The sequence below is a fragment of the Streptomyces sp. P9-2B-2 genome (genome assembly GCF_030406865.1).
Lineage (GTDB): Bacteria > Actinomycetota > Actinomycetes > Streptomycetales > Streptomycetaceae > Streptomyces > Streptomyces platensis.
Genome location: NZ_CP129126.1, coordinates 2,536,796 through 2,562,782, shown reverse-complemented (window position 1 = coordinate 2,562,782; position 25,987 = coordinate 2,536,796). Strand labels below are relative to the sequence as shown.

The window sequence follows — 25,987 nt, the reverse complement described above, 5'->3', positions numbered from 1 at the left end:
CGTGGTGGACCGTCCAGAAGGGGAGCCGGGGGCCCAGCGTGACGACGTACCCGAGGGTGCGGCGGACGAGGTGCTCGACCGACCGCTGCCCGAGGGCGTACGGCGCCGTGTCGTGGCGCTCACCGCGGAGTCGTTCGGCGCGCTGACGGTCGCCGAACTCCCGCCCCCGCTGCGGCAGTACGCCCGGTTCACCCCGACTCGTCGGGCCAAGTTCGCCGGTAACGCGATGGCCGCGGCGCTGGAGAGCGACGCGGTCTTCCGGCAGCGGATCGCCGGCAAGCTGCACGAGGCGCAGCCGGAGCTGGCCGCGGCGCTGGAGCACGGCACCCCGCCCGCGGCCGCCGATCCGCTCGATGTCGCGGCGGCGGCCTATGTGCTGCGGCCCGAGGGCTGGGTCAAGCTCGTCGCGGCGGCCGGTGAGGAGGCCCAGCGGGCGCGCGCGGAGCGGGCCGGCGAGGAGGCCGAGCGGGAGCTGGCCCGGCTGCGCGAGGAGCTGGCGCAGGCGCGCGGCGAGGCCCGCACGGAGGCCGACCGGATCCGGGTGGACCTGGACGCGGTGCGCAAGGAGAACGAGTCGCTGCGGCGCAAGCTGCGCAGTGCGCTGAGCGACGTCAAGCGCGGTGAGGCGGCGGTCCGCAAGGCCGAGGCCGCGCTGACGGAGGAGCGGGACCGGGCGGCCACCGAGAAGACCGCCGCGGACAGCGAGGTGCGCCGCCTCAAGAGCCGGATCACCGAGGCCGAGACGGCGCTGGAGACCAGCCGGCGCTCCGCCCGTGAGGGCCGCAGCGTCGAGGACATGCGGCTGCGGCTGCTGCTGGACACGGTGCTGGACGCGGCCCAGGGGCTGCGCCGCGAACTGGCCCTGCCGCCCGCGAACGTCCACCCTGCGGACACCGTCGAGGCGGTCGCGCCGGGGCGGATGACGCCCAAGGACATCGCGACCCGGGCGCTGTCGGAGATGGACCCGGCGCTGCTCGACCAGCTTCTCGCCCTGCCGCAGGCGCATTTGGTGGTGGATGGCTACAACGTCACCAAAACCGGCTATCCGACCATGCCGCTCGAAAAGCAGCGGCTGCGGCTGCTGGGCGGTCTCGCGGTGCTGGCGGCGCAGACCGGTGCCGAGATGACCTGTGTCTTCGACGGTGCGGAGCTGGCGGCGCCGGTGCTGCTCGCACCGCCGCGCGGGGTCCGGGTCCTGTTCAGTAAACCGGGCGTAACGGCCGATGAGTTGATTCGTCAGCTGGTAAGGGCCGAACCGCCGGGCCGTCCGGTCGTCGTGGTCTCCACGGACCGGGAAGTGGCCGACGGTGTGGCGAAGGCCGGGGCGCGCCCGGTCGCATCGGCCCTGCTCCTCAAGCGACTTGCCCGCACCTGACGCGCTGCCCTCCGGCGGGCTGCCGGAGGCCGGAATCCGCTCGCACTCCGTATCTGAGCGTCAATTGGCGCTTACTGCCTGTGCGATGTTGGTAAAGGATGGGGTTGGTGGCGCAGAATTTTCCCGTGAGGATTTGAAGCGATCACAACTCCGTTACTAAGGTCAGCCCCGAACCTTCATGCAGATGATCATCCAACCGGGATGAACAGTGAAGGAACCGCCGAGTCCGCGGCGTTCACGCGGAGCCGGGGTCTCACCCCCCCCACTTCCCGGTAGGCGGCTGGAGGAAGAAGGAGCTCGCCCCCGTGGCGTCCCACCGTCGACCCAAGCAGCCGAGCCGTACCCGCGTGACCGTGCTCACCGCCACCGCCGCGGCCGCCGTGGCTCTCTCGTCCCAGGCCGCCCAGGCCGACCCCCATCAGTCGAAGAAGGACGTCAAGTCCGAGGTCGACAAGCTCTACGGGGAGGCCGAGCAGGCCACCGAGAAGTACAACGGCGTCAAGGAGCAGCAGGAGAAGCTCCAGAAGGAGGTCGACGACCTCCAGGACAAGGTCGCCCGTGGTCAGGGTGAGCTCAACCAGCTCCGCAAGGGCCTCGGCGCGGTCGCCTCCGGCCAGTACCGCAGCGGCAGCATCGACCCCTCGGTCCAGCTGTTCCTCTCCGGTGACCCGGACACCTACCTCGAAAAGGCCGCCACGCTCGACCAGTTGAGCGGCAAGCAGGCCGACCAGCTGAAGACCATCGCGGACAAGCAGCGCCGGCTCGCCCAGGAGCGCGCGGAGGCCGCGGGCAAGATCAAGGACCTCTCCGAGACCCGTAAGGCGCTCGGGGACAAGAAGGACGAGATCAAGGGCAAGCTCGGCAAGGCGCAGGAGCTGCTGAACACCCTGACCGCCAAGGAGCGGGCGGCCATGCAGGCCGCGGAGAACCGCGCCGACCGCAGCAACGAGCGGACCGACCTCGGCGACGACGTCCCGGCCTCGCAGCGCGGTGCGGCCGCCCTCCAGGCCGCCCAGTCCAAGATAGGTTCGCCCTACGTCTGGGGCGCCACCGGCCCGTCGTCCTTCGACTGCTCGGGTCTGACCTCCTGGGCCTACCAGCAGGCCGGCCAGTCGCTGCCGCGCACCTCGCAGGCGCAGGCCAACGCCGGTACCCGTATCGGCTCGCAGAGCGCCCTCAAGCCCGGCGACCTGGTGCTCTTCTACGGCGACCTGCACCACATCGGCCTCTACGCGGGCAACGGCCAGGTGCTGCACGCGCCGAAGCCGGGTGCCTCGGTGCGCTACGAGCCGATCGGCAATATGCCGTTCGCGTTCGGCGTGCGGGTCTGAAAAGCCTCACAACCCCCTTAACCTGCCGCCCGAACGGGCGAATTGCGGCCCCGGCCGCTGACCTGCCGCCCCGCCGGTGACCTGCACAGTCACCGGCGGGGCGGCTTTTTGCGGTCGAAATGGGCGCTTTGGCCGGTGTGCACCGCCGCCGTTACTGTCTGCCCTCGCAGCATCCGGTTCACCGCGCGCCCTCCCGGGGCGGCAGGGGCTGCACGGAAGGAGTGCGGCTCTCGTGGTGTCCCACCGCCGTACCTCGCAGCACGCCCAGACCACCCTCGCCGGAGTCACCGTGGTGTCGGCCGCCCTGGCGACCGCGGCCGCCGCGCTGTCGGCGCCCCCGGCCGCCGCCGACCCCGCGGGCCGCCCGTCCACCGACCGGGCGGCGGCGACCGCACGGGTCGACAGCCTCTACGTCCAGGCGGAGCGTGCCACCGAGAAGTACAACGCCGCACAGGCCCGGACCAAGGAGCTGCGCCACGAGGTGGCAGCCCTCCAGGACCGCACCGCCCGCGCCCAGGAGCGGGTCAACCGGATGCGCGGCCACCTGGGCGCGCTGGCCGCCGCCCAGTACCGGTCGGGCGGCATCGACCCCACGGTCCGGCTGATGCTCTCCGAACGCCCCGACACCTTCCTGGAGAAGGCCTCCGCGCTCGACCGGCTCGGCCACCGGCAGGCCGATGAGCTGCACGGCCTCCGGACGGCCCAGCGCCGCCTGGAGCAGCAGCGCGCGGAGACCGTCAGGAAGCTCACCGAGCTGGAGGCCGGCCGCAAGGCCGTCGCCCGCCACAAGAAGGACGTACAGCGCAAGCTGGCCACCGCACGGCGGCTGCTGAACGCGCTCCCCAAGCGGGACCGGGCGGCCTACGAGCGGGCCTCCCGGAGCGACGGGCACCGCGAGGCGGCCCCGGACCTGGGCGGCGCCGTACCGTCCTCCGGGCGGGCCGCCGCCGCCGTCGCCGCGGTGCGCGCCGCGGTCGGCTCCCCGTACGCCTGGGGGAGCAGCGGCCCCACGTCCTTCGACTGCTCCGGACTCACCCAATGGGCCTACGGCCGGGCCGGAGTCTCCCTCCCGCGTACCTCCCAGGCCCAGCGGGGCGCCGGCCGGCAGGTGCCGCTGAGCCAGGCACGCCCCGGTGACCTGGTCATCTACCGTTCGGACGCCAGCCATGTCGGGATGTACGTCGGCAACGGCCAAGTGGTGCACGCGCCCTACCCCGGCGCACGGGTCCGCTACGACCCCGTCGGGATGATGCCGATCTCGTCCGTCACCAGGCCCTGAGGCGGATCTCCGCGTTTTTGCCCGGGCCGGGCCGGATCTACGATCGTCCGCATGTCACACCAGTGGGCGGGACGGCGGCCGTCGCGGGCCCGGGCGGCGGGCTGCGCCGCCCTGCTCCTCGCGCTGCTCGCCCCGCTGGCCGGCTGCGGGCCCGCGGGCTCCCCGCCGGCAACGGCCCGCTTCCCCGACGTCCAGCGGATGCTGGACACCCGTGCGCGGGCCGTCGAGCGCCAGGACGCGGCGGGCTTCCTCGCCTCCGTGGACCCGCGGTCCACCGGCTACCGCGACCGCCAGCGCGCGATGTTCGCCCACCTGAAGGGCGTGCCGCTGGCCGACTGGCACTACGACCTCGACTCCACCGAGGCCTTCCCGCTCCCGGCCGGCGGCGACCGGACGCGGCTGGCCGCGAAGGTGCGGCTGCGCTACCGCCTCAAGGGCTTCGACACCGCGCCGGTGCACGCTGTCCAGTACCTCACCCTGACCGAGCGCGAGGGCCGCTGGCTGATCTCGTCGGACACCGACGGCGCGGCCACGGGCCGCAGCGGCACCCGCCAGCTGTGGGACCAGGGGCCGGTGACGCTGGTCCGCGGCCGCTACAGCCTGGTGCTCGGCGGCAGTGCGCAGCGGGCGCGGCTGAAGGATCTGGCGCACCGGGTGGACCGGGCGGTGCCCGCGGTCTCCGCGGCCTGGAAGGGGAAGTGGTCGCAGAAGGTCGTGGTGGAGGCGCCGGACTCGGTGGAGGGGATGGCGCAGCTGATGGGCAGCGACGATCCGTCCGGCTATGCGGGGATCGCGGCGGTCACCACCGGGGAGGCCGGGGTCTCGACGACCGCGCCCGCCGACCGCGTGATCATCAACCCGGATGCGTACGAGGAGCTCAACGACCTGGGCCGCCGGGTGGTCCTCACCCATGAGACCGCCCATGTCGCCACCCGTACGGCCACCACGCCGGCCACCCCGCTGTGGCTCTCCGAGGGCTTCGCCGACTGGGCCGCCTACCGCGGGATCCGCCGCAAGGCCGCCCTCACCGCCCCCGAACTCACCCGTGCGGTCGCCGCCGGGAAGCTCCCCGCCCGTCTGCCGACCGATGAGGACTTCGGCTTCAAGGCGGGCGCCGACCGGCTGGCGAAGGCCTACGAGGGCAGCTGGCTGGCCTGCCGGATGATCGCCGAGAAGTGGGGCGAGGCCAAGCTGCTCGCCTTCTACCGGGCGGCGGGCCGGAGCGCGGCCCAGGTCTCGGCGGGGAGCGCGGGGGCCCCGATCGAGGCGGCCGCGTCGGCCACGGCGGTCTCCTCCCGCTCCCGTCCGGCCACCCCGGCCGCCCGCCCCGAAGAGCGGCCGAAGGCCCGCGCCGAGCGGACCGACCGCGCCATGCGCACCCAACTGGGCGTCAGCATGGCGGAGTTCACCCGGCAGTGGCGTGCCTTCGTGCGGAAGCAGCTGGCGCGCTGAGCCGGGCGGACGGGGTCACGGCGACGGCGGCGCGCCCTCCGTCCGGGGGTGCGGGGCGGTGCCGGTGAGCTCCGGGGGAGCGGCGGGGGCCCCGTCGGCCGCACGGCGGGCGCGCACCACGCCGACGGTCCCGGCCCGCCCGCGTCCGGCCCGCGCGCGCCCGTCGCCCCGTGTGGAGACCCACAGCCGGCGGCAGGCGATCAGCGACGCGGCGACCAGCAGCCCGTTGCGTACGGCCAGCAGCGCGACGCCCCACGGATCGCTCCCGACGACCTGTGCGAACCCGATGGGGAACTCCAGCAGGGTGACCCCGGTGGCGACCAGGACCAGCACCACCGGCAGCGTCTGCCGGGCGGCACGTACGGTCACACAGACCGCGCCGAGCCCCACCAGCCACAGCATGTACTGCGGGCTGATCACCCGGCTGGTGGTCGTGAACAGCAGCGTGGCGGTGAAGGCGGCCTCGCACAGCGTCCCGGGGCGCAGCTCCCGGACCCGCACCCGCCACAGGAACAGCCAGCCCACGGCGGCCAGGCTCAGGGTGAGCGCCACGGTGCCGGCGAACGGGACACCCGGGCCGAGGAACTCCAGCGAGCCGTAGTTCAGCAGCACCTGCCCGTCCCACCCGTAGTGGCGGGCCACATGGAAGACCAGCGCGCCGAGCGACTCGACCTCCGTACCGCGGTCGCGCTGGAAGGTGAGGAAGGCCAGCGCGCCCGGTGCGGCGGCCACCAGGAGCAGGGTCAGCCCGGCCGCGGTGCCGGCCGCGGTCCGCCACAGCGCGCGGGCCCGGCGGCCGCGCAGCGCCGCCCCGGTCAGCAGCAGCGCGGGCCAGACCTTCAGCAGCGCCCCGAAGGCGATCAGCGCGCCCGCCACCCGCGGCCGCCGGACGGCCGCGAACAGCGCGGCGACGGCGACCGCGGTGACCATCAGGTCGTAGCGTGCGTAGGCCGTCGGGCCCAGCAGCGCCACCCCCGCGATCCACACCCAGGCGCCGGCCGGCCGGTGCTCCGCACGGCGGCCGGCCCGCAGCAGGAGCGCCAGCGTCGCCGCGTCCGTGACCAGGATCAGGGTGAAGAACGCCGTGGCGTAGTCCAGGAACGGCAGCAGACCGGGGGAGAGGATGGCCAGCGCCGCGGCCGGCGGGTACTGCCAGGTCACGTCGTTCAGCGGGAAGGTGCCGGTCTTCAGGACGCCGAACCAGCCCTGATAGATCACCGAGACATCGGTGGTGACGTCCGGCCCCGGCAGCACCAGCACCCTCAGGACGCACAGCAGGACCACCGCCCGGGTCGCGGTCCAGACCGCGACCGGGAGCCAGACCCCGCGCGCTCTGCTGATCCTGTCCATCGTCACCTCGTCGTTTTCCCTGCCGCCGGTGGTCGGCGCCGTGCGCGGCCGTGGAGCGGGCGCCCCGCTCACTGTCCCGTACGTACCGCGCTGCCCGCTCGTGCCTGCTGCACGATGCCGGTGGCGGCTGTCATGACCGTAGAGGAGGCATGGGCATGGCGGGGTGGGCGGCCGCCCGCCGGGCACCGGCGGGTACTGTCGGGCCACACGCCGAGACCCACCGTCGAGAGACCATCGTGCACAAGACCTTGATCGTCACGAACGACTTCCCGCCGCGGCCCGGCGGCATCCAGGCCTTTCTGCACAGCATGGCGCTGCGCCTGGACCCCACCCAGGTCGTCGTCTACGCCTCGACCTGGAAGCGCAGCGCGGAGGGCCGCGCGGCCACCGCCGCCTTCGACGCAGAGCAGCCGTTCCCGGTGATCCGGGACCGCACGACGATGCTGCTGCCCACCCCGAGGGTGACCCGGCGGGCCACCGGGCTGCTGCGGGAACACGGCTGCTCCTCCGTCTGGTTCGGGGCGGCGGCGCCGCTCGGGCTGATGGCGCCCGCGCTCCGGGCGGCCGGTGCCCGGCGCCTCGTGGGGACCACGCACGGCCACGAGGCGGGCTGGGCGCAGCTGCCGGCCGCCCGGCAGCTGCTGCGCCGGATCGGTACGGGCACGGACACGCTCACCTACCTCGGCGAGTACACCCGCTCGCGGATCGCCGGTGCGCTCACCCCGGAGGCCGCCGCGCGGATGGTCCAACTCCCGCCCGGCGTCGACGAGAAGACCTTTCACCCCGGTTCGGGCGGCGACGCCGTACGGGACCGGCTCGGGCTCACCGGCCGGCCGGTGGTGGTGTGTGTCTCGCGGCTGGTCCCGCGCAAGGGCCAGGACACCCTGATCGAGGCGATGCCGGCCATCCTGGCCGCGGTGCCCGACGCGGTGCTGCTGATCGTCGGCGGCGGCCCGTACGAGAAGGCACTGCACGCGCTGGCCCAGGAGAAGGGCGTCGCGGAATCGGTCCGCTTCACCGGCGCGGTCCCGTGGGAGGAACTGCCGGCCCACTACGGCGCCGGCGACGTCTTCGCGATGCCGTGCCGCACCCGCCGCGGCGGGCTCGATGTCGAGGGCCTCGGCATCGTCTACCTGGAGGCCTCCGCCACCGGCCTGCCCGTGGTGGCGGGCGACTCGGGCGGCGCCCCCGACGCGGTCCTGGAGGGCGAGACGGGCTGGGTCGTCCCCGGCGGGTCCCCGGCCCCCACCGCCGACCGCATCGTCACCCTGCTCCGGGATCCCGCGCTGCGCCGCTCGATGGGCGAACGGGGCCGCGCCTGGGTGGAGGAGAAGTGGCGCTGGGACCTGCTGGCGGAGCGCCTGAAGGAACTTCTCTGAGCGGGCCGTTCGTCGTCCGGACGCACGAAAAACCGCCGCCGTGGCGGGTGGCCACGACGGCGGATTCCGGAGCCGAACGGCCCGGCGGGGAGCGGCCCCGCCCTACGCGCGGTAGAGCGCCTCGATGTCCTCCGCGAAGTCCTTGGCGACCACGTTCCGCTTGAGCTTCAGCGAGGGCGTGACATGGCCCGACTCCTCGGTGAACTGGGTCGGCAGAATGCGGAACTTGCGCACCGACTCGGCCTTGGAGACGGCCGCGTTGCCGTCGTCGACCGCGCGCTGGACGGCGGCCAGCAGCTCCGGGTCGTCGGCGAGCTGAGCCGGTGTCACCCCGGCCGGGTGGCCGTGCTCCTCGGCCCAGCGGGGCAGGAACTCCTCGTCGAGGGTGACCAGTGCGCCGATGAACGGCCGGCCGTCGCCGACGACCATGCACTCGGCGATCAGGGCGTGCGCCCGGATCCGGTCCTCGATCACGGCCGGGGCGACGTTCTTGCCGCCCGCGGTGACCAGGATCTCCTTCTTGCGGCCGGTGATGGCGAGGTAGCCGTCCTCGTCGAGGGTGCCGAGGTCGCCGGTGTGGAACCAGCCGTCGGACAGCGCCTCCTTGGTGGCCGACGGGTTGTTCCAGTACTCGGTGAACAGGTGCTCGCCGTGCAGCAGCACCTCGCCGTCGTCGGCGATCCGCACGACCGAACCGGGCAGCGGCTGGCCGACGCTGCCGATCTTCTGCCGGTCCCACGGGTTGAACGCGGTGGCCGCACAGGACTCCGTCAGGCCGTAGCCCTCCAGCACGGTGAAGCCGATACCGCGGTAGAAGTGGCCCAGCCGTTCACCGAGCGGGGCACCGCCGGAGATGGCGTGGGTGGCGCGGCCGCCGAGGACGGCGCGCAGCTTGCCGTAGACGAGCCGGTCGAAGACCTTGTACTTCAGCTTCAGACCGAACGCCGGGCCCGACGGGGTGTCCAGCGCGCGGCTGTAGGCGATCGCGACGTCCGCCGCCTTGTCGAAGATCTTGCCCTTGCCGTCGGCCTGCGCCTTGGCCCGCGCCGAGTTGTAGACCTTCTCGAAGACCCGCGGCACACCCAGGACCAGCTTCGGCCGGAAGGAGGCGAGGTCGTCGGTGAGGTTCTTGATGTCGGGGGCGTGGCCCAGCTTGATGGGCGCCATCACCGCGGCGACCTGCACCAGCCGGCCGAAGACATGCGCGATGGGGAGGAAGAGGAGCACCGAGGACTCACCGGTGCGGAACAGCGGCCGCAGCCGCTCGACGATGTTGCCGCACTCGGCGAAGAAGCTGCGGTGGCTGAGCACACAGCCCTTGGGGCGGCCGGTGGTGCCGGAGGTGTAGACGATGGTCGCGGGCGAGTCCGCGTCGGCGAGCGCGCTGCGCGCCTCCACCTCGTCGTCGGAGATGTCGGCGCCCGCGGCCTGCAGCCGGGCGATGGCGTCCCGCTCGATCTGCCAGATGTTCTCCAGCTCGGGCAGCCGGTCGCGGACCGACTCGACGGTCGCCTCGTGGGTGGGGCTCTCCACCAGACAGGCCACCGCGCCGGAGTCACCGAGGATCCACTGGATCTGCTCGGCGGAACTGGTCTCGTACACGGGGACGGTGATCGCGCCGGCGCTCCAGATGGCGAAGTCCAGCAGAGTCCACTCATAACGGGTGCGCGACATCAGACCGACCCGGTCACCGGGCCCGACCCCGGAGGCGATCAGGCCTTTGGCGGCGGCGCGGACCTCGGCGAGGAAGGTGGCGGCGGTGACGTCCTGCCACACTCCGTTCACCTTGCGTCCCATGACGGCAACATCCGGGTGCTGCGCGGCATTTCGGCGGATGAGATCCGTCAGGTTGCCGTCCGCGGGGACCTCGTACAGGGCCGGAAGGCTGAACTCGCGCAAGACTGCTGCTCCTCAAAAGCGCCGGCGCCACGACGCTGTGTGTTGCACCGGCGGCGGTCCACGATCATGCAGGGGGGACTGGACTGCCCGGACGTTACCCATCGGTATCGCAGTTGGGATAGGGGGGAACGGCCAGATGTTCGATGCGTCACACGCTGCGGGACACGCCATGGGGACTGACCCGCGCAGACTAGACCAATGGGTAGGTGACCCGAAAGTAACTCCGGCTCCGGGGCCCCGTCTCCCGCCGGCCGCGCGGGCAATCTAGGGTGACGCCATGCGTGTGCATGTGGTCAGTGACGTACACGGCAACAGCCGCGACCTCGCGGCGGCCGGAGCCGGCGCCGATGCCCTGGTCTGCCTCGGTGACCTGGTCCTCTTCCTCGACTATGCCGACCACTCGCGCGGCATCTTCCCCGACCTCTTCGGCGTCGCGAACGCGGACGCGCTGGTCGAACTGCGCACCGCCCGCCGCTTCGAGGAGGCCCGCGCCCTGGGCCGCCGGCTGTGGGGCGAGCTGGACCGTACGGGCGCGAGCCGGGAGTCGGTCATCGAGGGCGCGGTCCGCCGGCAGTACGCCGAACTCTTCGCCGCCTTCCCGACTCCCACGTACGCCACCTACGGCAACGTCGACATACCGCGCCTGTGGCCCGAGTACGCCGGACCGGGCACCACCGTCCTGGACGGCCAGCGGGTGGAGATCGGCGGCCGGGTCTTCGGGTTCGTCGGCGGCGGCCTGACCACCCCCATGCGCACCCCCTACGAGATCAGCGACGAGGAGTACGCCGCCAAGATCGAGGCGGTCGGCGAGGTGGACGTGCTGTGCACCCATATCCCGCCCGACGTCCCCGAGCTCTGCTACGACACCGTCGCCCGCCGCTTCGAGCGCGGCAGCGCGGCCCTGCTGCACGCCATCCGCACCACCCGGCCGCGCTACTCCCTCTTCGGCCATGTGCACCAGCCACTGGTCCGCCGGGCCCGGATCGAGGGCACGGAATGCGTCAATGTCGGCCACTTCAACGCCACCGGGGCGCCCTATGTCCTGGAGTGGTGAACCCGGAAGCCTCTGGTCGTGGGCCCGGGGAGCGGGCCGGCCGGCCGCCCCGCCCCGTCGTTACGGGCCTGCTGGTGTCCGCCCGCGTTCCCCCGCGCGGTAGCCTTCAGCAGCAGAGACACTGCGTTTCCGCAAGTCGGCGGACCGACATGAATCGGCATGGAGGAGTCACGGCGATGGCCGAACACACCAGCTCGAGCATCACGATCGAGGCGGCACCCGCCGAAGTGATGGGAGTGATCGCCGACTTTGACCGCTATCCGGAATGGACCGGAGAGGTCAAAGAGGCAGAGGTGCTCGCCAAGGACGACCGCGGCCGCGCCGAGCAGGTGCGCCTGCTGCTGGACGCCGGAGCGATCAAGGACGACCACACCCTCGCCTACACCTGGACCGGCGAGAACGAGGTCAGCTGGTCCCTGGTCAAGTCCCAGATGCTGCGCGCCCTCGACGGTTCCTACCGCCTCTCCGCGCTCGGCAACGGCGTACAGACCGAGGTGACCTACCAGCTCACCGTCGACGTCAAGATCCCGATGCTCGGGATGATCAAGCGCAAGGCCGAGAAGGTCATCATCGACCGGGCGCTGGCCGGACTGAAGAAGCGCGTCGAGAGCGGCCACGACGGCCCGCAGACGCCCGCCGACGAGGCCAAGAAGCTCTGAGCGTGCGCATCGTCCTCGTCACGGGCACCGGCGGTGCGGGCCGCACCACGCTCGCCGCCGCGACCGCCCTGGCCGGCGCCCGCCGGGGCGAGCGGGCCCTGCTGCTCACCACGGGGAGCAGCGCACCGGAAACGGTGCTGGGCACGCCCCTCGGCGCCGACGCGCCCACCCCGATAGCCGCCGGTCTGCACGCCCGCCGTATCGACCCCGGCGACCGGTTCCGCCAGGAGTTCCTCGCCTTCCAGGAGCGGGCCGGCGCCGCCCTCGACCTGCTCGGCGCCGCCCCCCTCGACGAGGACGAACTCACCGAACTCCCCGGCTCCGAGGACTTCGCGCTGCTGCACGCGCTGCGCGCCGCACACGCCTCGGACGACTGGGACCTGGTCGTCGTCGACATGCCCCCGGCCGCCGAGACCATCCGGCTGCTCGCCCTGCCCGCCCAGGTGCGCCGCTATCTGCGTCGGCTGCTGCCGCCCGAGCGGCAGGCGGCCCGGGCGCTGCGCCCGGTGCTCGCCCAGCTGGCCGGCGTCCCGATGCCCACCCAGAAGCTGTACGACGCCGCCGGGCGCTGGGAGACCGAACTCGCCGCCGTCCAGCGCACGATCGACGACCCCGGCACCTCCGTACGCCTGATCACCGAGGCCGGCCCGGTCGCCGCCGCCACACTGCGCAGCATCCGCGCCGGACTCGCGCTGCACGGCCGGCGCACCGACGGCCTGGTCGTCAACCGGCTGCTGCCCACCGGCTCCGCCGACCCGTTCCTCGCCGCGCTCTCCGGCAGCCAGCAGACCGCCCTCAAGGCGCTGCGCGAGGAGTTCCCCGACCTCCCCGTCCATGAGGTGCCCCACCTGGGCCGGGACCCCCAGGGCATCGACGAGCTCGACGAGTTGCTCGACGGCCCCGCGGGAGAAATCGGCGCGGACGGGCCCGCCGGCGGACCCCGCCCCGACCCCTGGACCGTCGAGGACCGGCTGGCCACCGACGGCATCCTCGTCTGGCGGGTACCGCTGCCCGGCGCCGAACGCCGGGGCCTCGGCCTGGTACGCCGCGGCGACGAGATCGTGGTCACCGTCGGCCGCTTCCGGCGGATCCGTACGCTGCCCTCCGCGCTGCGCCGCTGCACCGTCTCCGGTGCCGGACTGCACGACGGCGCCCTGGAGATCCGCTTCACCCCGGATCCGGATCTGTGGCCCAAGAGCGACTGAACGCGCTTCCACCGTTCGGGTAACGTCGAGGGTGGGCCCGCCCCGACGTGCCCGTCCCGTACTGCTTCGCCGTACCGCCTCGCAGCAGGAGTCACGGAGTTCCCCATGAGTGATGCCACCGAGCGCCCCGCCGACCGCCGGGCCGAGCCCGATGCCGACGCCTGGTCGACCGCCTGCGCCGAGGACCTCGCGGCCGAGAAGGCCCGGCACCGCGCCGCCCACGGCCCGCAGCCGGGCAGCGCCGCCGAGGAACTGCGCAAGCTCGCGGAGGCGGTGACCGACAAGCTCGCCGGTATCCAGCTGCCCGGCGCGCTCGGCGGGATCGCCGCGCAGGGCGCCGTCAATCAGCTGTTCAAGCAGGCCAAGGCGGCCGTCGAGCCGGTCATCGAGCGGAACCCCGACATCTTCGACCACCTCGCCGCGGCCGGCTCCGAGCTGCTCGCCGCCTACCGCTCCGCCGTCGAGGGCAGCGAGCGCCGCTGGACCCGTGCCGACCTCGACGACCGGCCCGCCGCCGGCCGCGAGGACGATCCGCGCGACGACGACGGCCCCACCGGCACCGAGCGGATCGACCTCGACTGAGGCCCCCGGGCCGCCGGTGTACAGGGGGTGTCCCCACCCCTACAGCCCGAAGAACGCGGGCGGCACCCCGGCCTCCGGTACGGTGGGTCCCGGCGGGGTTCGAGCGAAAAACTGAGGGACACATGGGACTCACCATCGGCGTCGACATCGGCGGCACGAAGATCGCGGCCGGCGTGGTCGACGAAGAGGGCTCGATCCTTGAGACGTGCCAGGTGCCGACTCCGCATGCCACCGATGCGCTGACCGAGGCCATCGCGGAGGCGGTACGCACCGTCGGCGCGGGCCATCATGTCGAGGCCGTCGGCATCGGTGCCGCCGGCTATGTCGACGAGAAGCGCGCCACGGTCCTGTTCGCACCGAACATCGACTGGCGCCACGAACCGCTCAAGGACAAGGTCGAACAGCGCGTCGGCCTCCCCGTGGTGGTCGAGAACGACGCCAACGCGGCGGCCTGGGGCGAGTACAAGTTCGGCGCCGGCCAGGGCCACAGCGACGTCATCTGCATCACCCTCGGCACCGGCCTCGGCGGCGGCATCATCATCGGCAACAAGCTGCGCCGTGGCCGCTTCGGCGTCGCCGCCGAATTCGGTCACATCCGGATGGTCCCCGACGGTCTGCTGTGCGGCTGCGGCAACCAGGGCTGCTGGGAGCAGTACGCCTCCGGCCGGGCCCTGCTGCGCTACGCCCGCCAGCGCGCCTTCGCCACCCCCGAGAACGCCCAGATCCTGCTGTCCCTCGGCGACGGCACCTCCGAGGGCATCCAGGGCCGGCACGTGAGCGAGGCCGCCCGCCAGGGCGACCCGGTCGCCATCGACTCGTTCCGCGAACTGGCCCGCTGGGCCGGCGCCGGACTCGCGGACCTCGCCTCGCTCTTCGACCCGTCCGCGTTCATCGTCGGCGGCGGCGTCTCGGACGAGGGCGAACTGGTCCTGGAGCCGATCCGCAAGTCCTTCCGCCGCTGGCTGGTCGGCAACCAGTGGCGGCCGCACGCCCAGGTGCTCGCCGCCCAGCTCGGCGGCAAGGCCGGTCTGGTCGGCGCGGCCGACCTGGCGCGCCAGGGCTGACCCGCCCGGGCGCGCGCCCGCTCATCCGTACGGCACCGTCCGTCGCGCCCCGTGGGGGAGCGGCGGACGGTGCTCTATCTTGGCCCGCGTGACCCTCCCGGTGAGAGGACCTGCCGCCGTGATCTCGCTCCCCGCCTCCGCCACCGAACCCGGCCCGGCCGCCGGGGCATCAGGACGCGGCGGTGCGGCCGTGATCCGGGTGCTCAGCTACAACATCCGCTCGCTGCGCGACGACCGGGCGGCACTGGCCCGGGTGATCCGGGCCTGCGAGCCCGATCTCGTGCTGATCCAGGAGGCGCCGCGGTTCTTCCGCTGGCGCAAGGCCGCCGAGAAGCTGGCCCGCGCGGCCGGTCTGGTGTACGTCAGCGGCGGCGGGACGACCGCGGGCCCGATGATCCTTTCCACCCTGCGCGCCCATGTGGAGCGTACGGAGGAGGTGCTGCTGCCCCGGACGCCCGGGCTGCACCAGCGCGGTCTCGCGCTCGCCGTGGTCCGGATCGGCGGGGCCCGGCTCGGCGTGCTCAGCTGCCATCTCAGCCTCGCCGACCGGGAGCGCTACGAGCAGGCCGGGCTGCTGCTGGAGCGGCTGGCCGCCCTGGACGTGCCCTACGCCGTCGCCGGGGGTGACCTCAACGACCGCCCGGAGGGCCGCAGCTTCCGGCGGCTGGCCGGGGCGCTCACGGACGCCTGGGCGGCGAAACCGTGGGGCGGGGAGTTCACCTCCACACCGCACGACCCGCATCAGCGGATCGACGCGATCTTCACCACGGCGGGCGTGGAGGTGCTGGGCTGCGGTGTGCCGCACGGGCTGGCGGGGGTACGGGAGGCCGACCTCCTGGCCGCCACGGATCATCTGCCGGTGCTGGCCGCCCTGCGGGTGCCGGCCGGCGGCTGACTCAGACCACCGCGCCACTGCCCGGCAGGTCGTCGTCCTCGTCGTCGTCCTTCATCCGGGCCACCAGGGTGGCGAAGCCGCCGAGGAAGCCACCGACGCCCAGGACCGTGATCCACCATGTCACCGGCTGCTGGAGCAGCACCATGGCGACCAGCAGCATCGGGCCGCCGATGACCGCGAGCCAGGCGAACTTGGCGGTGACATCGGCCTTCGGCAGCGGGGGCGGCTCGGGCGGGGTGAAGTGGCCTTCGTCGGTCTCGTCGAAGTCGTCGTCGGACGCCTCGGCGGTCTTCCAGTCGCGGGGGCCGACACCCGGCGCGAAGACCACGAAGCTGCCCGGCCGCGCGGCGTCGCCGGTGCCGTCCCCGGGTCCGGTGCCGTCCTTCCCGGCCGTTTCGGACGGGGCGGCGGCCTCGGGCTTCTCGGCCGCGCCGTCCTCATCAGCCGCCTCGGCCCCGTTCCCCTCGGCTGTCCCGGCCCCGCCGTCACCGCCGCCCGCGGGGAACGACGGCTGCTCGCCGTAGCCCGCCACGATCTCGGCCCAGGCGGCCTCTTCGTCCAGCGGGTCCCGGGGGTCGCGGGGGCTACGCTCCGCCACTGGCCGCCGTCCCCTCCTGCGCCGAGTCCGCCGCCTCCGGCGCGAGCCGGGTGATGAAGGCGAAGGTGTCCCGGAAGATCTGCTCGGCGTCGTGGTCCAGCGTCGCGACGTGGTAGCTGCGCTCCAGCAGCGTCTGGCGCACATCCGTGGAGGAGACCCGGGCGAGGATCCGCTCGGAGTCCGCAGCCGGTACGACATGGTCCTGCGGGCTGGTCATCACCAGCAACGGCTGGGTGACGCCCGGGAGTTCGGAGTCGACCTGCCCGAAGAACCGGCGCAGCGAGTCCGCGGCGTGCAGCGGCACCCGCTCGTAGCCGACCTCCTGGGCGCCGGGCTTGGCGATGTCGCTGACCACGCCCTTGGTGGTCCGGACGAGATACCGCAGCACCGGGAGCAGCGGGGCGGCCGCGTCATGGAGCTTGTTGGCCGGGTTGACCACCGCCACCCCGCTGATCGCGTCGCCGTGCTTGGCGGCCAGCCGCAGTGCCAGCGCACCGCCCATCGACAGGCCGCAGACGAAGACCTTGGAGCAGCGCTCGGTCAGCGCGCGCAGCTCGCGGTCGACCTCTGCGTACCAGTCCTGCCAGGTGGTGATCTGCATGTCCTGCCAGCGGGTGCCGTGACCGGGCAGCAGCGGGAGGGCGACCGTCAGGCCCCGGTCGGCCAGGTATTCGGCCCAGGGGCGGACGGACTGGGGGGAGCCGGTGAAGCCGTGGCACACGAGGACGCCGACCTCTCCGCCGTCACGGCGGAACGGCTCGGCTCCGGAAAGGAGCGGCACCGGGGGTCTCCGATCGATGAGGGGCTGGCGAGTTACCTCAGGGTACGCAAAGTGACGGCAAGCGGGTAGGTCCGGCGGCGGCCGCGGCGCGAGTGCGCCACCGGGGCAGGTTAAGGTCTTTGCGTCACACACAGGAGGCAGTCGGTTGATCTACGGCGCAATGAAGTTTTCCATCGGCGGGTCGCTGAAGCTTGCCTTCAGGCCCTGGGTGGAAGGCATCGAGAACATCCCCGCCGAGGGTCCGGCGATCCTCGCGAGCAACCATCTGTCCTTCTCGGACTCCTTCTTCCTGCCCGCGGTGCTCGACCGCAAGGTCACCTTCATCGCCAAGTCCGAGTACTTCACCTCCCCGGGCGTCAAGGGCAAGCTGACCGCCGCGTTCTTCAAGGGCGTGGGCCAGCTGCCGGTCGACCGCTCCGGCGGCCGCGGTGCGGGCGAGGCGGCGATCAAGAGCGGTATCGAGGTCCTGGAACGCGGTGAGCTGTTCGGCATCTACCCGGAGGGCACCCGCTCCCCGGACGGCCGGCTCTACCGCGGCAAGCCGGGCGGCCTGGCCCGGGTGGCGCTGGCCACCGGCGCGCCGGTCATCCCCGTGGCGATGATCGACACCGAGAAGGTGCAGCCGCCGGGCAAGATCGTGCCGAAGATGATCCGGCCGGGCATCCGTATCGGCAGGCCGCTGGACTTCACCCGCTATCAGGGCATGGAGGGCGACCGCTTCATCCTGCGGTCGGTCACCGACGAGGTCATGTACGAGATCATGAAGCTGTCCGGCCAGGAGTACGTCGACATCTACGCGACCGCGGCCAAGCGGCAGATCGCCGACGCCGCGAAGGCCGAGGCGAAGCAGCAGGCCGAGGCGGAGCAGGCCAAGAAGGCAGCCGCCGAATAGACGGGCAGAGCCGAGGCCGGGCGCGGGGGCGCCCGGCGAGGGGTGGGGGCCGGCAATGACGGATACGGAGAGACGGACCGTGCGCGGCGGCCTGGCCGCCAGGGGCAGGAACAAGCCGCCGCCGGTGGTGCGGATGTCCGTCGAGCTGCCGCTGTGGCGCGCGCTCACCGGCTACCGCATCCTGACCCTCGTCTACACCCTGGGCCTGGTCGGGCTCTCGTACCGCAAGTACGACCACCCGCTGGGCGCCGCCGCCTACATGGGCGCGCTCACGATCTGGATGGCGCTGACCTGGCGCCGGACGACCTCGGCGGAGCGCTGCACCCGGCACTTCCTCCTCGCCGACCTCGGCTTCGCAGTCGGCGGCATCCTGCTCACCCCGCTGGTCGACAGCCACGTCCGCATCATGGACGGCGCGCCGACGCTGCCCTCCATCTGGACGGCGGGTGCCGTGCTGGGCTTCGCGATCAAGGGCGGCTGGCGCTGGGCCGCGGTGGCTTCCAGCTTCGTGGCGGTGGCCAACCTGGTCGAGCGCCAGGAGCTGGCCCGTGACACTGTCCACAACGTGGTGCTGGTGTGGGTGGCCAGCGTCGGTATCGGCTATGTCGTCGAGGTGGCCCGCTCCAGTGAGCGCACCCTCGCGCGCGCCCTCCAGATCGAGGCGGCCACCCGGGAGCGGGAGCGGCTGGCCCGCGACATCCACGACAGCGTGCTCCAGGTGCTGGCGATGGTGCAGCGGCGCGGTACCGAGATCGGTGGCGAGGCGGCCGAACTGGGCCGGATGGCCGGGGAGCAGGAGGTCGCGCTGCGGACCCTGGTCGCCGGCGGGCTGGTGACGCCGCCGCGCGGGGGCGGCCCGGACGGTGCGGCGGGGACCGTGCCGCACCCGGCCGACGGGAGTGAGCCGGACGACGGGGACGCCGTCGCCCCGACCGCACCGGCGCCGGATCCGGCCGGTGACGGGCCGTGTGACGTCCGGGCGTTGCTCGCGCCCTTTGCCGGGGCGGGGGTGACGTTCTCCGAGCCCGGTGCCCCGGTCGTGCTGCCGGCCGCCGCGGCGGCCGAGCTCGCGGCCGCTGTCAGTGCGGCGTTGGACAATGTACGGGTGCATGCGGGGGCCGAGGCCCGCGCGTGGATCCTGGTGGAGGACGAGCCGCAGGCGGTGCTCGTGACGGTCCGCGACGACGGCCCCGGCATCCCCGAGGGCCGGCTCGCGGACGCCGAGCGCGAGGGCCGGATGGGGGTGGCCCTGTCGATCCGCGGCCGGCTGCGCGATCTGGGCGGCACCGCGGAGTGGGTCTCGGTCCCGGGCCAGGGCACGGAAGTGGAGTTGACGGTCCCCAAGGGCACGGCGCCCGAGGGCGGAAGGCGGGGGAAGGCGAGAGCGTGAGCGAGTGCAGCACGGAGCGGGACGGGGCCGCGCGGGGCGGTAGCGGCATGAGCGAGCAGACGGCCCTGCGGGTCATGGTGGTCGACGACCACCCGATGTGGCGGGACGCGGTCGCGCGGGATCTGGCGGAGGCCGGGTTCGACGTGGTCGCGACGGCCGGTGACGGCCTCCAGGCGGTGCGCCGGGCGCAGGCCGCCTCACCCGATGTGCTGGTCCTGGACCTCAATCTGCCGGAGCTGCCCGGCGTCCGGGTCTGCAAGGAACTGGTCGGCGCCCATCCGAAGCTGCGGGTGCTGGTGCTGTCCGCGAGCGGGGAGCACGCCGATGTCCTGGAGGCGGTCAAGTCCGGGGCGACCGGCTATCTGCTGAAGTCGGCGAGCACGGCGGAGCTGCTGGACGCGGTGCGCCGCACGGCCGCCGGCGATGCGGTGTTCACCCCGGGCCTGGCCGGTCTGGTGCTCGGTGAGTACCGCAGGCTGGCGACCGAGCCGGCCCCGGCGACGCCGGACGAGCCGGGCGCACCGCAGCTGACGGACCGGGAGACCGAGGTGCTGCGGCTGGTCGCCAAGGGACTCTCGTACAAGCAGATCGCCGAACGCCTGGTCATCTCGCACCGCACGGTGCAGAACCACGTCCAGAACACCCTCGGCAAGCTCCAGTTGCACAACCGTGTGGAGCTGGTGCGGTACGCGATCGAGCGCGGTCTCGACGAGGCGTGACCGGCGCGTTCCCCGGCCGGACCGGCCGCGGCCGGATGCGGTCCGCTCGTACGGGTGAACGCCTCGCCCCAACTCCCGCATAAATCACCGACATCCCCGTTTGCCCCATCCCTGAGTGACCCAGATCACCATTAGCGTGACCGGGGTCGGATCGAACCCGGCCGTGTGCGTGCGGCCACTGACGGGATGTAGGTGAAGCAGCGATGCGGGTCGGAGTACTGACCGGCGGCGGCGACTGCCCGGGTCTGAACGCGGTGATCAGGGGCATCGTCCGCAAGGGCACCCAGGAGTACGGATACGAGTTCGTCGGCTTCCGCGACGGCTGGCGCGGGCCGATGGAAGGCGACACCCTGCCGCTGGACATCCCGGCGGTGCGTGGCATCCTGCCGCGCGGCGGCACCGTCCTCGGCTCCTCGCGGACCAACCCCTTCAAGGAGAACGACGGCGTCCGCCGGATCAAGGAGACGCTCACCAAGCACGAGATCGGGGCGCTGATCGCGATCGGCGGCGAGGACACCCTCGGCGTCGCCGCCCGGCTCTCCGACGAGTACGCCGTCCCCTGCGTCGGCGTCCCCAAGACCATCGACAACGACCTGTCGGCCACGGACTACACCTTCGGCTTCGACACCGCCGTCGGCGTCGCCACCGAGGCCATCGACCGGCTGCACACCACCGCCGAATCCCATATGCGGGTCCTGGTCGTCGAGGTGATGGGCCGGCACGCCGGGTGGATCGCGCTGCACTCCGGGCTCGCCGGCGGGGCGAACGTCATCCTCATCCCGGAGCAGCGCTTCGACATCGAGCAGGTCTGCCGCTGGATCGAGTCCCGCTTCAAGGTCCGCTACGCCCCGATCGTGGTCGTCGCCGAGGGCGCGATGCCCAAGGACGGACAGATGGTCCTGAAGGACGACTCCACGGACTCCTTCGGGCACGTCCGGCTGTCCGGTGTGGGGGAGTGGCTGGCCAAGGAGATCGAGGCGCGGACCGGCAAGGAGGCGCGGACGACGGTCCTCGGGCACACCCAGCGCGGCGGCACCCCGAGCGCCTTCGACCGCTGGCTGGCCACCCGCTTCGGGCTGCACGCCATCGACGCGGTGCGCGACGGCGACTTCGGCAAGATGGTCGCGCTGCGCGGCACGGACATCGTCCGGGTGCCGATCGCGGAGGCCACCGCCAAGCTGAAGACCGTGGACCCGGCGCTGTATGCCGAGGTCGGGGTGTTCTTCGGCTGAGCCAGGCCGCTGAGCCCGGCCGGTCACCGCTCCCGCCGCCGTCCGGCACTCCGGGCGGCACCTCCGGGCGATGGGCCGTATATTCGCCATACGCGACCTATACGGCCTCTCGCTCATGGCGGGAGATTCTGAACCGGCGGAAGAACCCGGGAGAGCTCGTGGAGATCGTCGCCTTCGGTGTGCAGACGGATGAGCAGCCGTATCTGGAGCGGGCCTTCGCCGGCCGCCACCAGGTCCGCAGTCTCGATGTCTTCCTCAACCGTGACACCGCCCCCATCGCCCGCGGCTACGAGATCGTCAGCTCCAGCGTCAACGCCGACCTGGGCGCGGACGTCCTCCAGACCCTCGCGGCCGGCGGGACGAAGATGATCGCCCAGCGCTCCACCGGCTTCAACAACATCGATCTGGAGGCCGCGGCCGACCTCGGGATGAGCGTCGGCCGGGTCGCCCACTACTCCCCGCACGCGGTCGCCGAATTCGCCTGGGCGCTCGCGCTGGCCGTCGACCGGCGGCTGGTCCGGGCCACGAACCGCACCCGTAACTTCGACTTCCGGCTGGACGGCCTGATGGGCCGCGACCTGCGCGGGCGGACGGCGGGGGTGCTCGGCACCGGCAAGATCGGCACGGCCTTCACCCGGATCGCCCATGGCTTCGGCATGAACCTGCTGGGCTGGGACCTCACCGAGAACCCGCACTGCGTCGAGCTCGGTATGAAGTACGTCGCCCGGGAGCGGCTGTTCGCCGAGGCGGATCTGGTCACCCTGCACCTCCCGCTGGTGGACGAGACCCGGCATCTCGTCGACGCCGCCGCGCTGGCCGCGATGAAGGACGACGCGATCCTGATCAACACCAGCCGCGGCGGGCTGGTCGACACCGCGGCCCTCGTCGACACGCTCAAGGCCGGCCGGCTCACCGGTGTCGGCCTGGACGTCTACGAGGAGGAGGCCGCGTTCTTCTTCTTCGACAAGTCCCTGGACATCATCAGCGACGACACCCTCGCCCGCCTGATGACCTTCGGGAACGTGCTGGTCACCTCGCACCAGGCGTACTTCACCCAGGACGCGGTGGGCCAGATCGTCGAGGCCACCATGGCCAACGTCGAGGACTACCTGGCCCACCGCACCAACGAGAACATGCTGGTCACACGAGGACAGCTGCCAAAAGCTGCGCCGTGACCGAGGCGCCGTCCAGGGTCAGCACCGACTCCGGGTGGAACTGCACCCCCGCGAAACCCGGCCCGCGCAGCGCATGCACCTCGCCGGTGGCCGCGTCCCGGCTCAACTCCACGCGGTGCATCGCCAGTTCGGCCGCGGTGGTGTCATCGCAGCGGGCCGTGAAGGTGTTGTAGAAGCCCACCGTCTCCTCGCGCCCGAAGAACTCGATCCGCTCCTGCGCGCCCTGGAAGGGCACCTCCTTGCGGACGATCTCCAACCCCAGCTCCGCGGCGAGAAGTTCATGCCCGAGGCAGACCCCCAGGAGACCGTGCCGGTGCCCCGCGACCAGTTCGGCGGTCAGCGACCGCAGAAAGCGCATCTTGGGGTCGGCGGCGTCGGACGGATCGCCCGGCCCCGGGCCCAGCACCACCGGCCCCTGGTGCGTACGGGCGGCCGCGCGCAGCCCCGGCTCGTCGAAGCGGCGCACGGTGACGGTCAGCCCCGAGGTGCGCAGCAGGTGCGCCAGCATCGCGGTGAAGGTGTCCTCCGCGTCGATGACCAGGGCGTGTCCGCTCAGCTCGGCGGTGGGCGCGGTGGTCTGCATCCGCAGCCAGAACGGCGCCAGATCGGCCCGTCGGGCGTCCAGCGCGGCCCGCACCCGCGGGTCGTCGGCCAGCCGCGGCGGCCGCCCCCCGTCCGCAGGGCGCGCGGGCGCCGGCCGCACACCCAGCGCGCTCAGCACCCCCGCGGCCTTGGCGTGCGTCTCGGCGACCTCGCCGTGCGGATCGGAGCCGCGTACGAGGGTGGCACCGACCGGCACCCGCAGTCGTCCCCCGGCGGAGATGTCGGCCGTCCGGATCAGGATCGGCGAGTCCAGTGTCTGCGCGCCGCCGGTGTCCCGCCCGATCAGGGCCAGCGCCCCCGCGTAGTAGCCGCGCCCCCGGCCGTCGGCGTCCACCGGCTCGTGCCGCTCGATCACCCGGCAGGCGTTCTGCACCGGCGACCCGGTGACCGTCGCCGCGAACATCGTCTCCCGGAGCACCTCGCGCACATCGAGGGTGGACCGGCCGCGCAGCTCGTACTCGGTGTGCGCGAGATGCGCCATCTCCTTGAGTCGCGGCCCGACCACCACACCGCCCTTGTCGCCCACGGTGCACATCATCTTCAGCTCCTCGTCCACCACCATGGACAGTTCCTCGACCTCCTTGCGGTCGTCGAGGAACGCCAGCAGGCTCTCGGCGGTGGGGCCGCCCTCCGGGTAGCGGTAGGTGCCGCTGATCGGATTCATCACGACCGTCCCGCCGGAGGCCCGGACATGCACCTCGGGGCTGGCGCCGACCAGCGTGTGCACCCCCGGGCGGTGCACCACATACGTCCAGTACGCGCCGCGCTCACCGGCCAGCAGTCGCCGGAACAGCGCCAGCGCGTCGGCCGCCGAGAAGTCCGCGAGCTCGCCCTCGAACGTCCGGCGGATGACGAAGTTCGCGCCCTCGCCGGTGCCGATCTCGTCCCGGACCACCCGCCCGACGATCCTGGCGTAGGCCGCGTCGTCCACGTCGAACGCCCCGTCCGTCACCCGCACGTCATGGGCGGGCAGCGCCGCGAGTATGTCGTCCAGGGGCAGCTCGGCGGTCTCCCGCGGGCGCAGCACGGCCAGCGGGGTGCCGTCGTCATGGGCCCGGAAGCCGCGCTCGCGGATCTGCCGGAACGGGATCAGCGCGAGCGCGTCGGTGACCGGCGCGTCCGGCACGCCGTTGCCCAGCGGGATGTCGGCCAGCCGCTCGACCTCCGTCACCTCGCCGGTCAGCACCTCGACGACGGGGGAGGCGGCCTCCCGCCCCGGGGCACGGCGGTGCAGCAGGGCGAACGGCGGGCAGGCGGGGTCGAGCAGCCGCTGGACGAGCGCGGCGGCGGGGGCGGGGGGCTCGCGGTGCATGGCGGGGGTTCCTTCCAGGAGAGGAGGAACGGCCGCCGGAAAAGGCTGAAGGCCGCCCCTCGGGCGGCCTTCGCGAAGTGTGGGATGTGCGCGCGAATCAGTGGGCCGCCGGATGAGCGGTCCACCACCAGTTGCTGTTCATCGCAGGTCGCGTGCACATGGAGGGCACCCTACCGGACCCTCCGAGTGCCCTGCGTCTCAAAGTCCGGATGCCGGGACGGACAGTCCGCCGGGACCCCGTAATGTGGGGCTTGTGACCGTGAACGCTGAAACCCACGCCGGTGGCAACACCTGGCAAGACCTGCCCGCGGCGCAGCAGCCTGACTGGCCGGACCAAGAGGCTCTGCGCGATGTGATCGCGGAGCTCGAGTCCTATCCGCCGCTCGTCTTCGCGGGCGAGTGCGACCAGCTGCGCGAGCGCCTGGGAGCGGTCGCCCGTGGTGAGGCGTTCCTGCTTCAGGGCGGCGACTGCGCGGAGGCCTTCGACGCCGTATCCGCCGAGCACATCCGTAACAAGCTCAAGACGCTCCTCCAGATGGGCGCCGTCCTGACCTACGCCGGGTCCGTCCCGGTGGTCAAGGTCGGCCGGATCGCCGGCCAGTACAGCAAGCCGCGCTCCAAGCCCACCGAGACGCGCGACGGGGTGACGCTGCCGACCTACCGCGGCGACTCCGTCAACGGCTTCGAGTTCACCGAGGCGGCCCGGATCCCGGACCCGCAGCGGCTGAAGCGGATGTACCACGCCTCCGCGGCGACCCTGAACCTCGTGCGCGCCTTCACCACCGGCGGCTACGCCGACCTGCGGCAGGTGCACGCCTGGAACCAGGACTTCGTGAAGTCCTCGCCCTCCGGACAGCGCTACGAGGCGCTGGCCCGCGAGATCGACCGCGCGATGAACTTCATGAACGCCTGCGGGGTCAACCCCGAGGAGTTCCGCACCGTCGAGTTCTACGCCTCCCACGAGGCGCTGGTCCTCGACTACGAGTCCTCGCTGACCCGCGTCGACTCGCGCACCGGCAACCTCTACGACGTCTCCGGCCACATGGTCTGGATCGGCGAGCGCACCCGTCAGCTGGACGGTGCGCACATCGAGTTCGCCTCGCGCATCCGCAACCCCATCGGCGTCAAGCTCGGCCCGACGACCACCGCGCAGGACGCGCTGACGCTCATCGAGCGCCTCGACCCGGAGCGGGAGCCGGGCCGGCTGACCTTCATCACCCGCATGGGAGCGGACAAGGTCCGCGACAAGCTCCCCGAGCTGGTCGAGAAGGTCACCGCCTCCGGCGCGCAGGTCGCCTGGATCTGCGACCCGATGCACGGCAACACCTTCGAGGCCGCCTCCGGTCACAAGACCCGGCGCTTCGACGATGTGCTGGACGAGGTCAAGGGCTTCTTCGAGGTCCACAAGAGCCTCGGCACGCACCCGGGCGGTATCCACGTCGAGCTCACCGGTGACGATGTCACCGAGTGCGTGGGCGGCGGCGACGAGATCTTCGTCGACGACCTCCACCAGCGCTACGAGACCGCCTGCGACCCGCGGCTCAACCGCAGCCAGTCGCTCGACCTGGCGTTCCTGGTGGCGGAGATGTACCGCGATCAGTGAGGCGATCGGCCGCTGACCTGCATTGACGGTCAGGGACATAGCAGAGGTGGGGCGCGGATCCTGTGATCCGCGCCCCACTGCGTTGTGTAGCCCCTGCCGGGCCAGGTAAGGTAAGGGTTACCTCACTGAAGATCAGCCGGATCGGTGGGGCATCCCAC

The 25,987-nt window shown here is 72.6% G+C and carries 22 protein-coding genes; 17 read left to right on the top strand and 5 right to left on the bottom strand.

All coding sequences use genetic code 11. The annotated features are described in order from the left end of the window. The first annotated feature begins 1 nt into the window (after window position 1). The 4 genes from QT196_RS11120 to QT196_RS11105 all read left to right on the top strand — a co-directional run bounded on the left by QT196_RS11120 (window position 2) and on the right by QT196_RS11105 (window position 5,437). Window positions 2–1,375 carry an NYN domain-containing protein gene (locus tag QT196_RS11120; protein ID WP_168478715.1) on the top strand — a complete coding sequence of 458 codons (1,374 nt, stop codon included), beginning with the start codon at window positions 2–4 and terminating at the stop codon, window positions 1,373–1,375. Between the two features lie 305 nt (window positions 1,376–1,680). Then, window positions 1,681–2,706, top strand: a complete 1,026-nt coding sequence (locus tag QT196_RS11115) for a C40 family peptidase (RefSeq protein ID WP_168478714.1) — start codon at window positions 1,681–1,683, stop codon at window positions 2,704–2,706. A gap of 232 nt (window positions 2,707–2,938) precedes the next feature. Continuing rightward, window positions 2,939–3,985: a C40 family peptidase gene (locus QT196_RS11110; RefSeq protein WP_168478713.1), complete on the top strand. Its 1,047-nt coding sequence runs from the start codon at window positions 2,939–2,941 to the stop codon at window positions 3,983–3,985. A 51-nt stretch (window positions 3,986–4,036) separates the two neighbouring features. Then, window positions 4,037–5,437 carry a hypothetical protein gene (locus QT196_RS11105; RefSeq protein WP_168478712.1) on the top strand — a complete coding sequence of 467 codons (1,401 nt, stop codon included), beginning with the start codon at window positions 4,037–4,039 and terminating at the stop codon, window positions 5,435–5,437. Between the two features lie 15 nt (window positions 5,438–5,452). Here the strand turns inward: QT196_RS11105 and QT196_RS11100 are convergent, their stop codons facing one another. After that, window positions 5,453–6,787 (bottom strand): glycosyltransferase 87 family protein, encoded by a 1,335-nt coding sequence (locus QT196_RS11100; protein ID WP_168483682.1) that lies wholly within the window; start codon window positions 6,785–6,787, stop codon window positions 5,453–5,455. 236 nt (window positions 6,788–7,023) lie between these two features. Between QT196_RS11100 and QT196_RS11095 the strand changes: the two genes are divergently transcribed. Further along, window positions 7,024–8,166 (top strand): glycosyltransferase family 4 protein, encoded by a 1,143-nt coding sequence (locus QT196_RS11095; RefSeq protein ID WP_168478711.1) that lies wholly within the window; start codon window positions 7,024–7,026, stop codon window positions 8,164–8,166. Between the two features lie 102 nt (window positions 8,167–8,268). Here the strand turns inward: QT196_RS11095 and QT196_RS11090 are convergent, their stop codons facing one another. After that, window positions 8,269–10,065 (bottom strand): AMP-dependent synthetase/ligase, encoded by a 1,797-nt coding sequence (locus QT196_RS11090; RefSeq protein ID WP_290354827.1) that lies wholly within the window; start codon window positions 10,063–10,065, stop codon window positions 8,269–8,271. A 277-nt stretch (window positions 10,066–10,342) separates the two neighbouring features. On the opposite strand from QT196_RS11090, the gene QT196_RS11085 reads away from it, so the two are divergent. From QT196_RS11085 to QT196_RS11060, 6 genes are all read left to right on the top strand, one after another. Beyond that, window positions 10,343–11,119: a metallophosphoesterase gene (locus QT196_RS11085; RefSeq protein WP_168478709.1), complete on the top strand. Its 777-nt coding sequence runs from the start codon at window positions 10,343–10,345 to the stop codon at window positions 11,117–11,119. A 176-nt stretch (window positions 11,120–11,295) separates the two neighbouring features. Next, entirely contained in the window at window positions 11,296–11,778 is a 483-nt protein-coding gene (locus tag QT196_RS11080) for an SRPBCC family protein (RefSeq protein ID WP_168478708.1), read from the top strand. A gap of 2 nt (window positions 11,779–11,780) precedes the next feature. Then, entirely contained in the window at window positions 11,781–12,983 is a 1,203-nt protein-coding gene (locus tag QT196_RS11075; RefSeq protein WP_168478707.1) for an ArsA family ATPase, read from the top strand. 105 nt (window positions 12,984–13,088) lie between these two features. Next, window positions 13,089–13,565: a DUF5304 domain-containing protein gene (locus QT196_RS11070; RefSeq protein WP_290354826.1), complete on the top strand. Its 477-nt coding sequence runs from the start codon at window positions 13,089–13,091 to the stop codon at window positions 13,563–13,565. Between the two features lie 122 nt (window positions 13,566–13,687). Continuing rightward, complete coding sequence (locus QT196_RS11065) at window positions 13,688–14,629, top strand: ROK family glucokinase (protein ID WP_168478705.1); 942 nt, start codon at window positions 13,688–13,690, stop codon at window positions 14,627–14,629. Between the two features lie 121 nt (window positions 14,630–14,750). Next, a complete protein-coding gene (locus QT196_RS11060; RefSeq protein WP_168483681.1) occupies window positions 14,751–15,524 on the top strand; it encodes an endonuclease/exonuclease/phosphatase family protein in 774 nt (257 codons plus the stop codon). A gap of 1 nt (window position 15,525) precedes the next feature. Here the strand turns inward: QT196_RS11060 and QT196_RS11055 are convergent, their stop codons facing one another. Then, window positions 15,526–16,122: a hypothetical protein gene (locus QT196_RS11055; RefSeq protein WP_266730392.1), complete on the bottom strand. Its 597-nt coding sequence runs from the start codon at window positions 16,120–16,122 to the stop codon at window positions 15,526–15,528. Continuing rightward, complete coding sequence (locus QT196_RS11050; protein WP_266730391.1) at window positions 16,109–16,903, bottom strand: alpha/beta fold hydrolase; 795 nt, start codon at window positions 16,901–16,903, stop codon at window positions 16,109–16,111. The genes QT196_RS11055 and QT196_RS11050 overlap by 14 nt, the downstream gene beginning before the upstream one ends. A gap of 160 nt (window positions 16,904–17,063) precedes the next feature. Here QT196_RS11050 and QT196_RS11045 point away from each other — a divergent pair, with 160 nt between their 5' ends. The 5 genes from QT196_RS11045 (at window position 17,064) to QT196_RS11025 (ending at window position 22,311) form a co-directional block, all read left to right on the top strand. Further along, window positions 17,064–17,795, top strand: coding sequence for a lysophospholipid acyltransferase family protein (locus QT196_RS11045; RefSeq protein WP_290354825.1), 732 nt, complete (start codon window positions 17,064–17,066; stop codon window positions 17,793–17,795). A gap of 133 nt (window positions 17,796–17,928) precedes the next feature. Beyond that, window positions 17,929–19,185, top strand: coding sequence for a DUF5931 domain-containing protein (locus QT196_RS11040; protein WP_266731435.1), 1,257 nt, complete (start codon window positions 17,929–17,931; stop codon window positions 19,183–19,185). A 47-nt stretch (window positions 19,186–19,232) separates the two neighbouring features. Further along, window positions 19,233–19,904, top strand: coding sequence for a response regulator transcription factor (locus QT196_RS11035; protein WP_168483680.1), 672 nt, complete (start codon window positions 19,233–19,235; stop codon window positions 19,902–19,904). Window positions 19,905–20,107: 203 nt separating this feature from the next. After that, the gene (locus QT196_RS11030; protein ID WP_168478702.1) at window positions 20,108–21,136 is read left to right on the top strand and encodes a 6-phosphofructokinase; all 1,029 of its coding nucleotides are present in this window, start codon (window positions 20,108–20,110) and stop codon (window positions 21,134–21,136) included. Between the two features lie 158 nt (window positions 21,137–21,294). Then, on the top strand, window positions 21,295–22,311 hold the full coding sequence (locus QT196_RS11025; RefSeq protein ID WP_168478701.1) for a 2-hydroxyacid dehydrogenase: 1,017 nt from the start codon (window positions 21,295–21,297) through the stop codon (window positions 22,309–22,311). On the opposite strand, the gene QT196_RS11020 is transcribed toward QT196_RS11025, so the two are convergent. Beyond that, window positions 22,277–24,226 (bottom strand): anthranilate synthase family protein, encoded by a 1,950-nt coding sequence (locus QT196_RS11020; protein WP_168478700.1) that lies wholly within the window; start codon window positions 24,224–24,226, stop codon window positions 22,277–22,279. The two genes, QT196_RS11025 and QT196_RS11020, sit on opposite strands and share 35 nt — an antisense overlap. 259 nt (window positions 24,227–24,485) lie before the next feature. Here QT196_RS11020 and QT196_RS11015 point away from each other — a divergent pair, with 259 nt between their 5' ends. Next, window positions 24,486–25,829 (top strand): class II 3-deoxy-7-phosphoheptulonate synthase, encoded by a 1,344-nt coding sequence (locus QT196_RS11015; RefSeq protein WP_190146092.1) that lies wholly within the window; start codon window positions 24,486–24,488, stop codon window positions 25,827–25,829. Window positions 25,830–25,987: the final 158 nt, after the last annotated feature.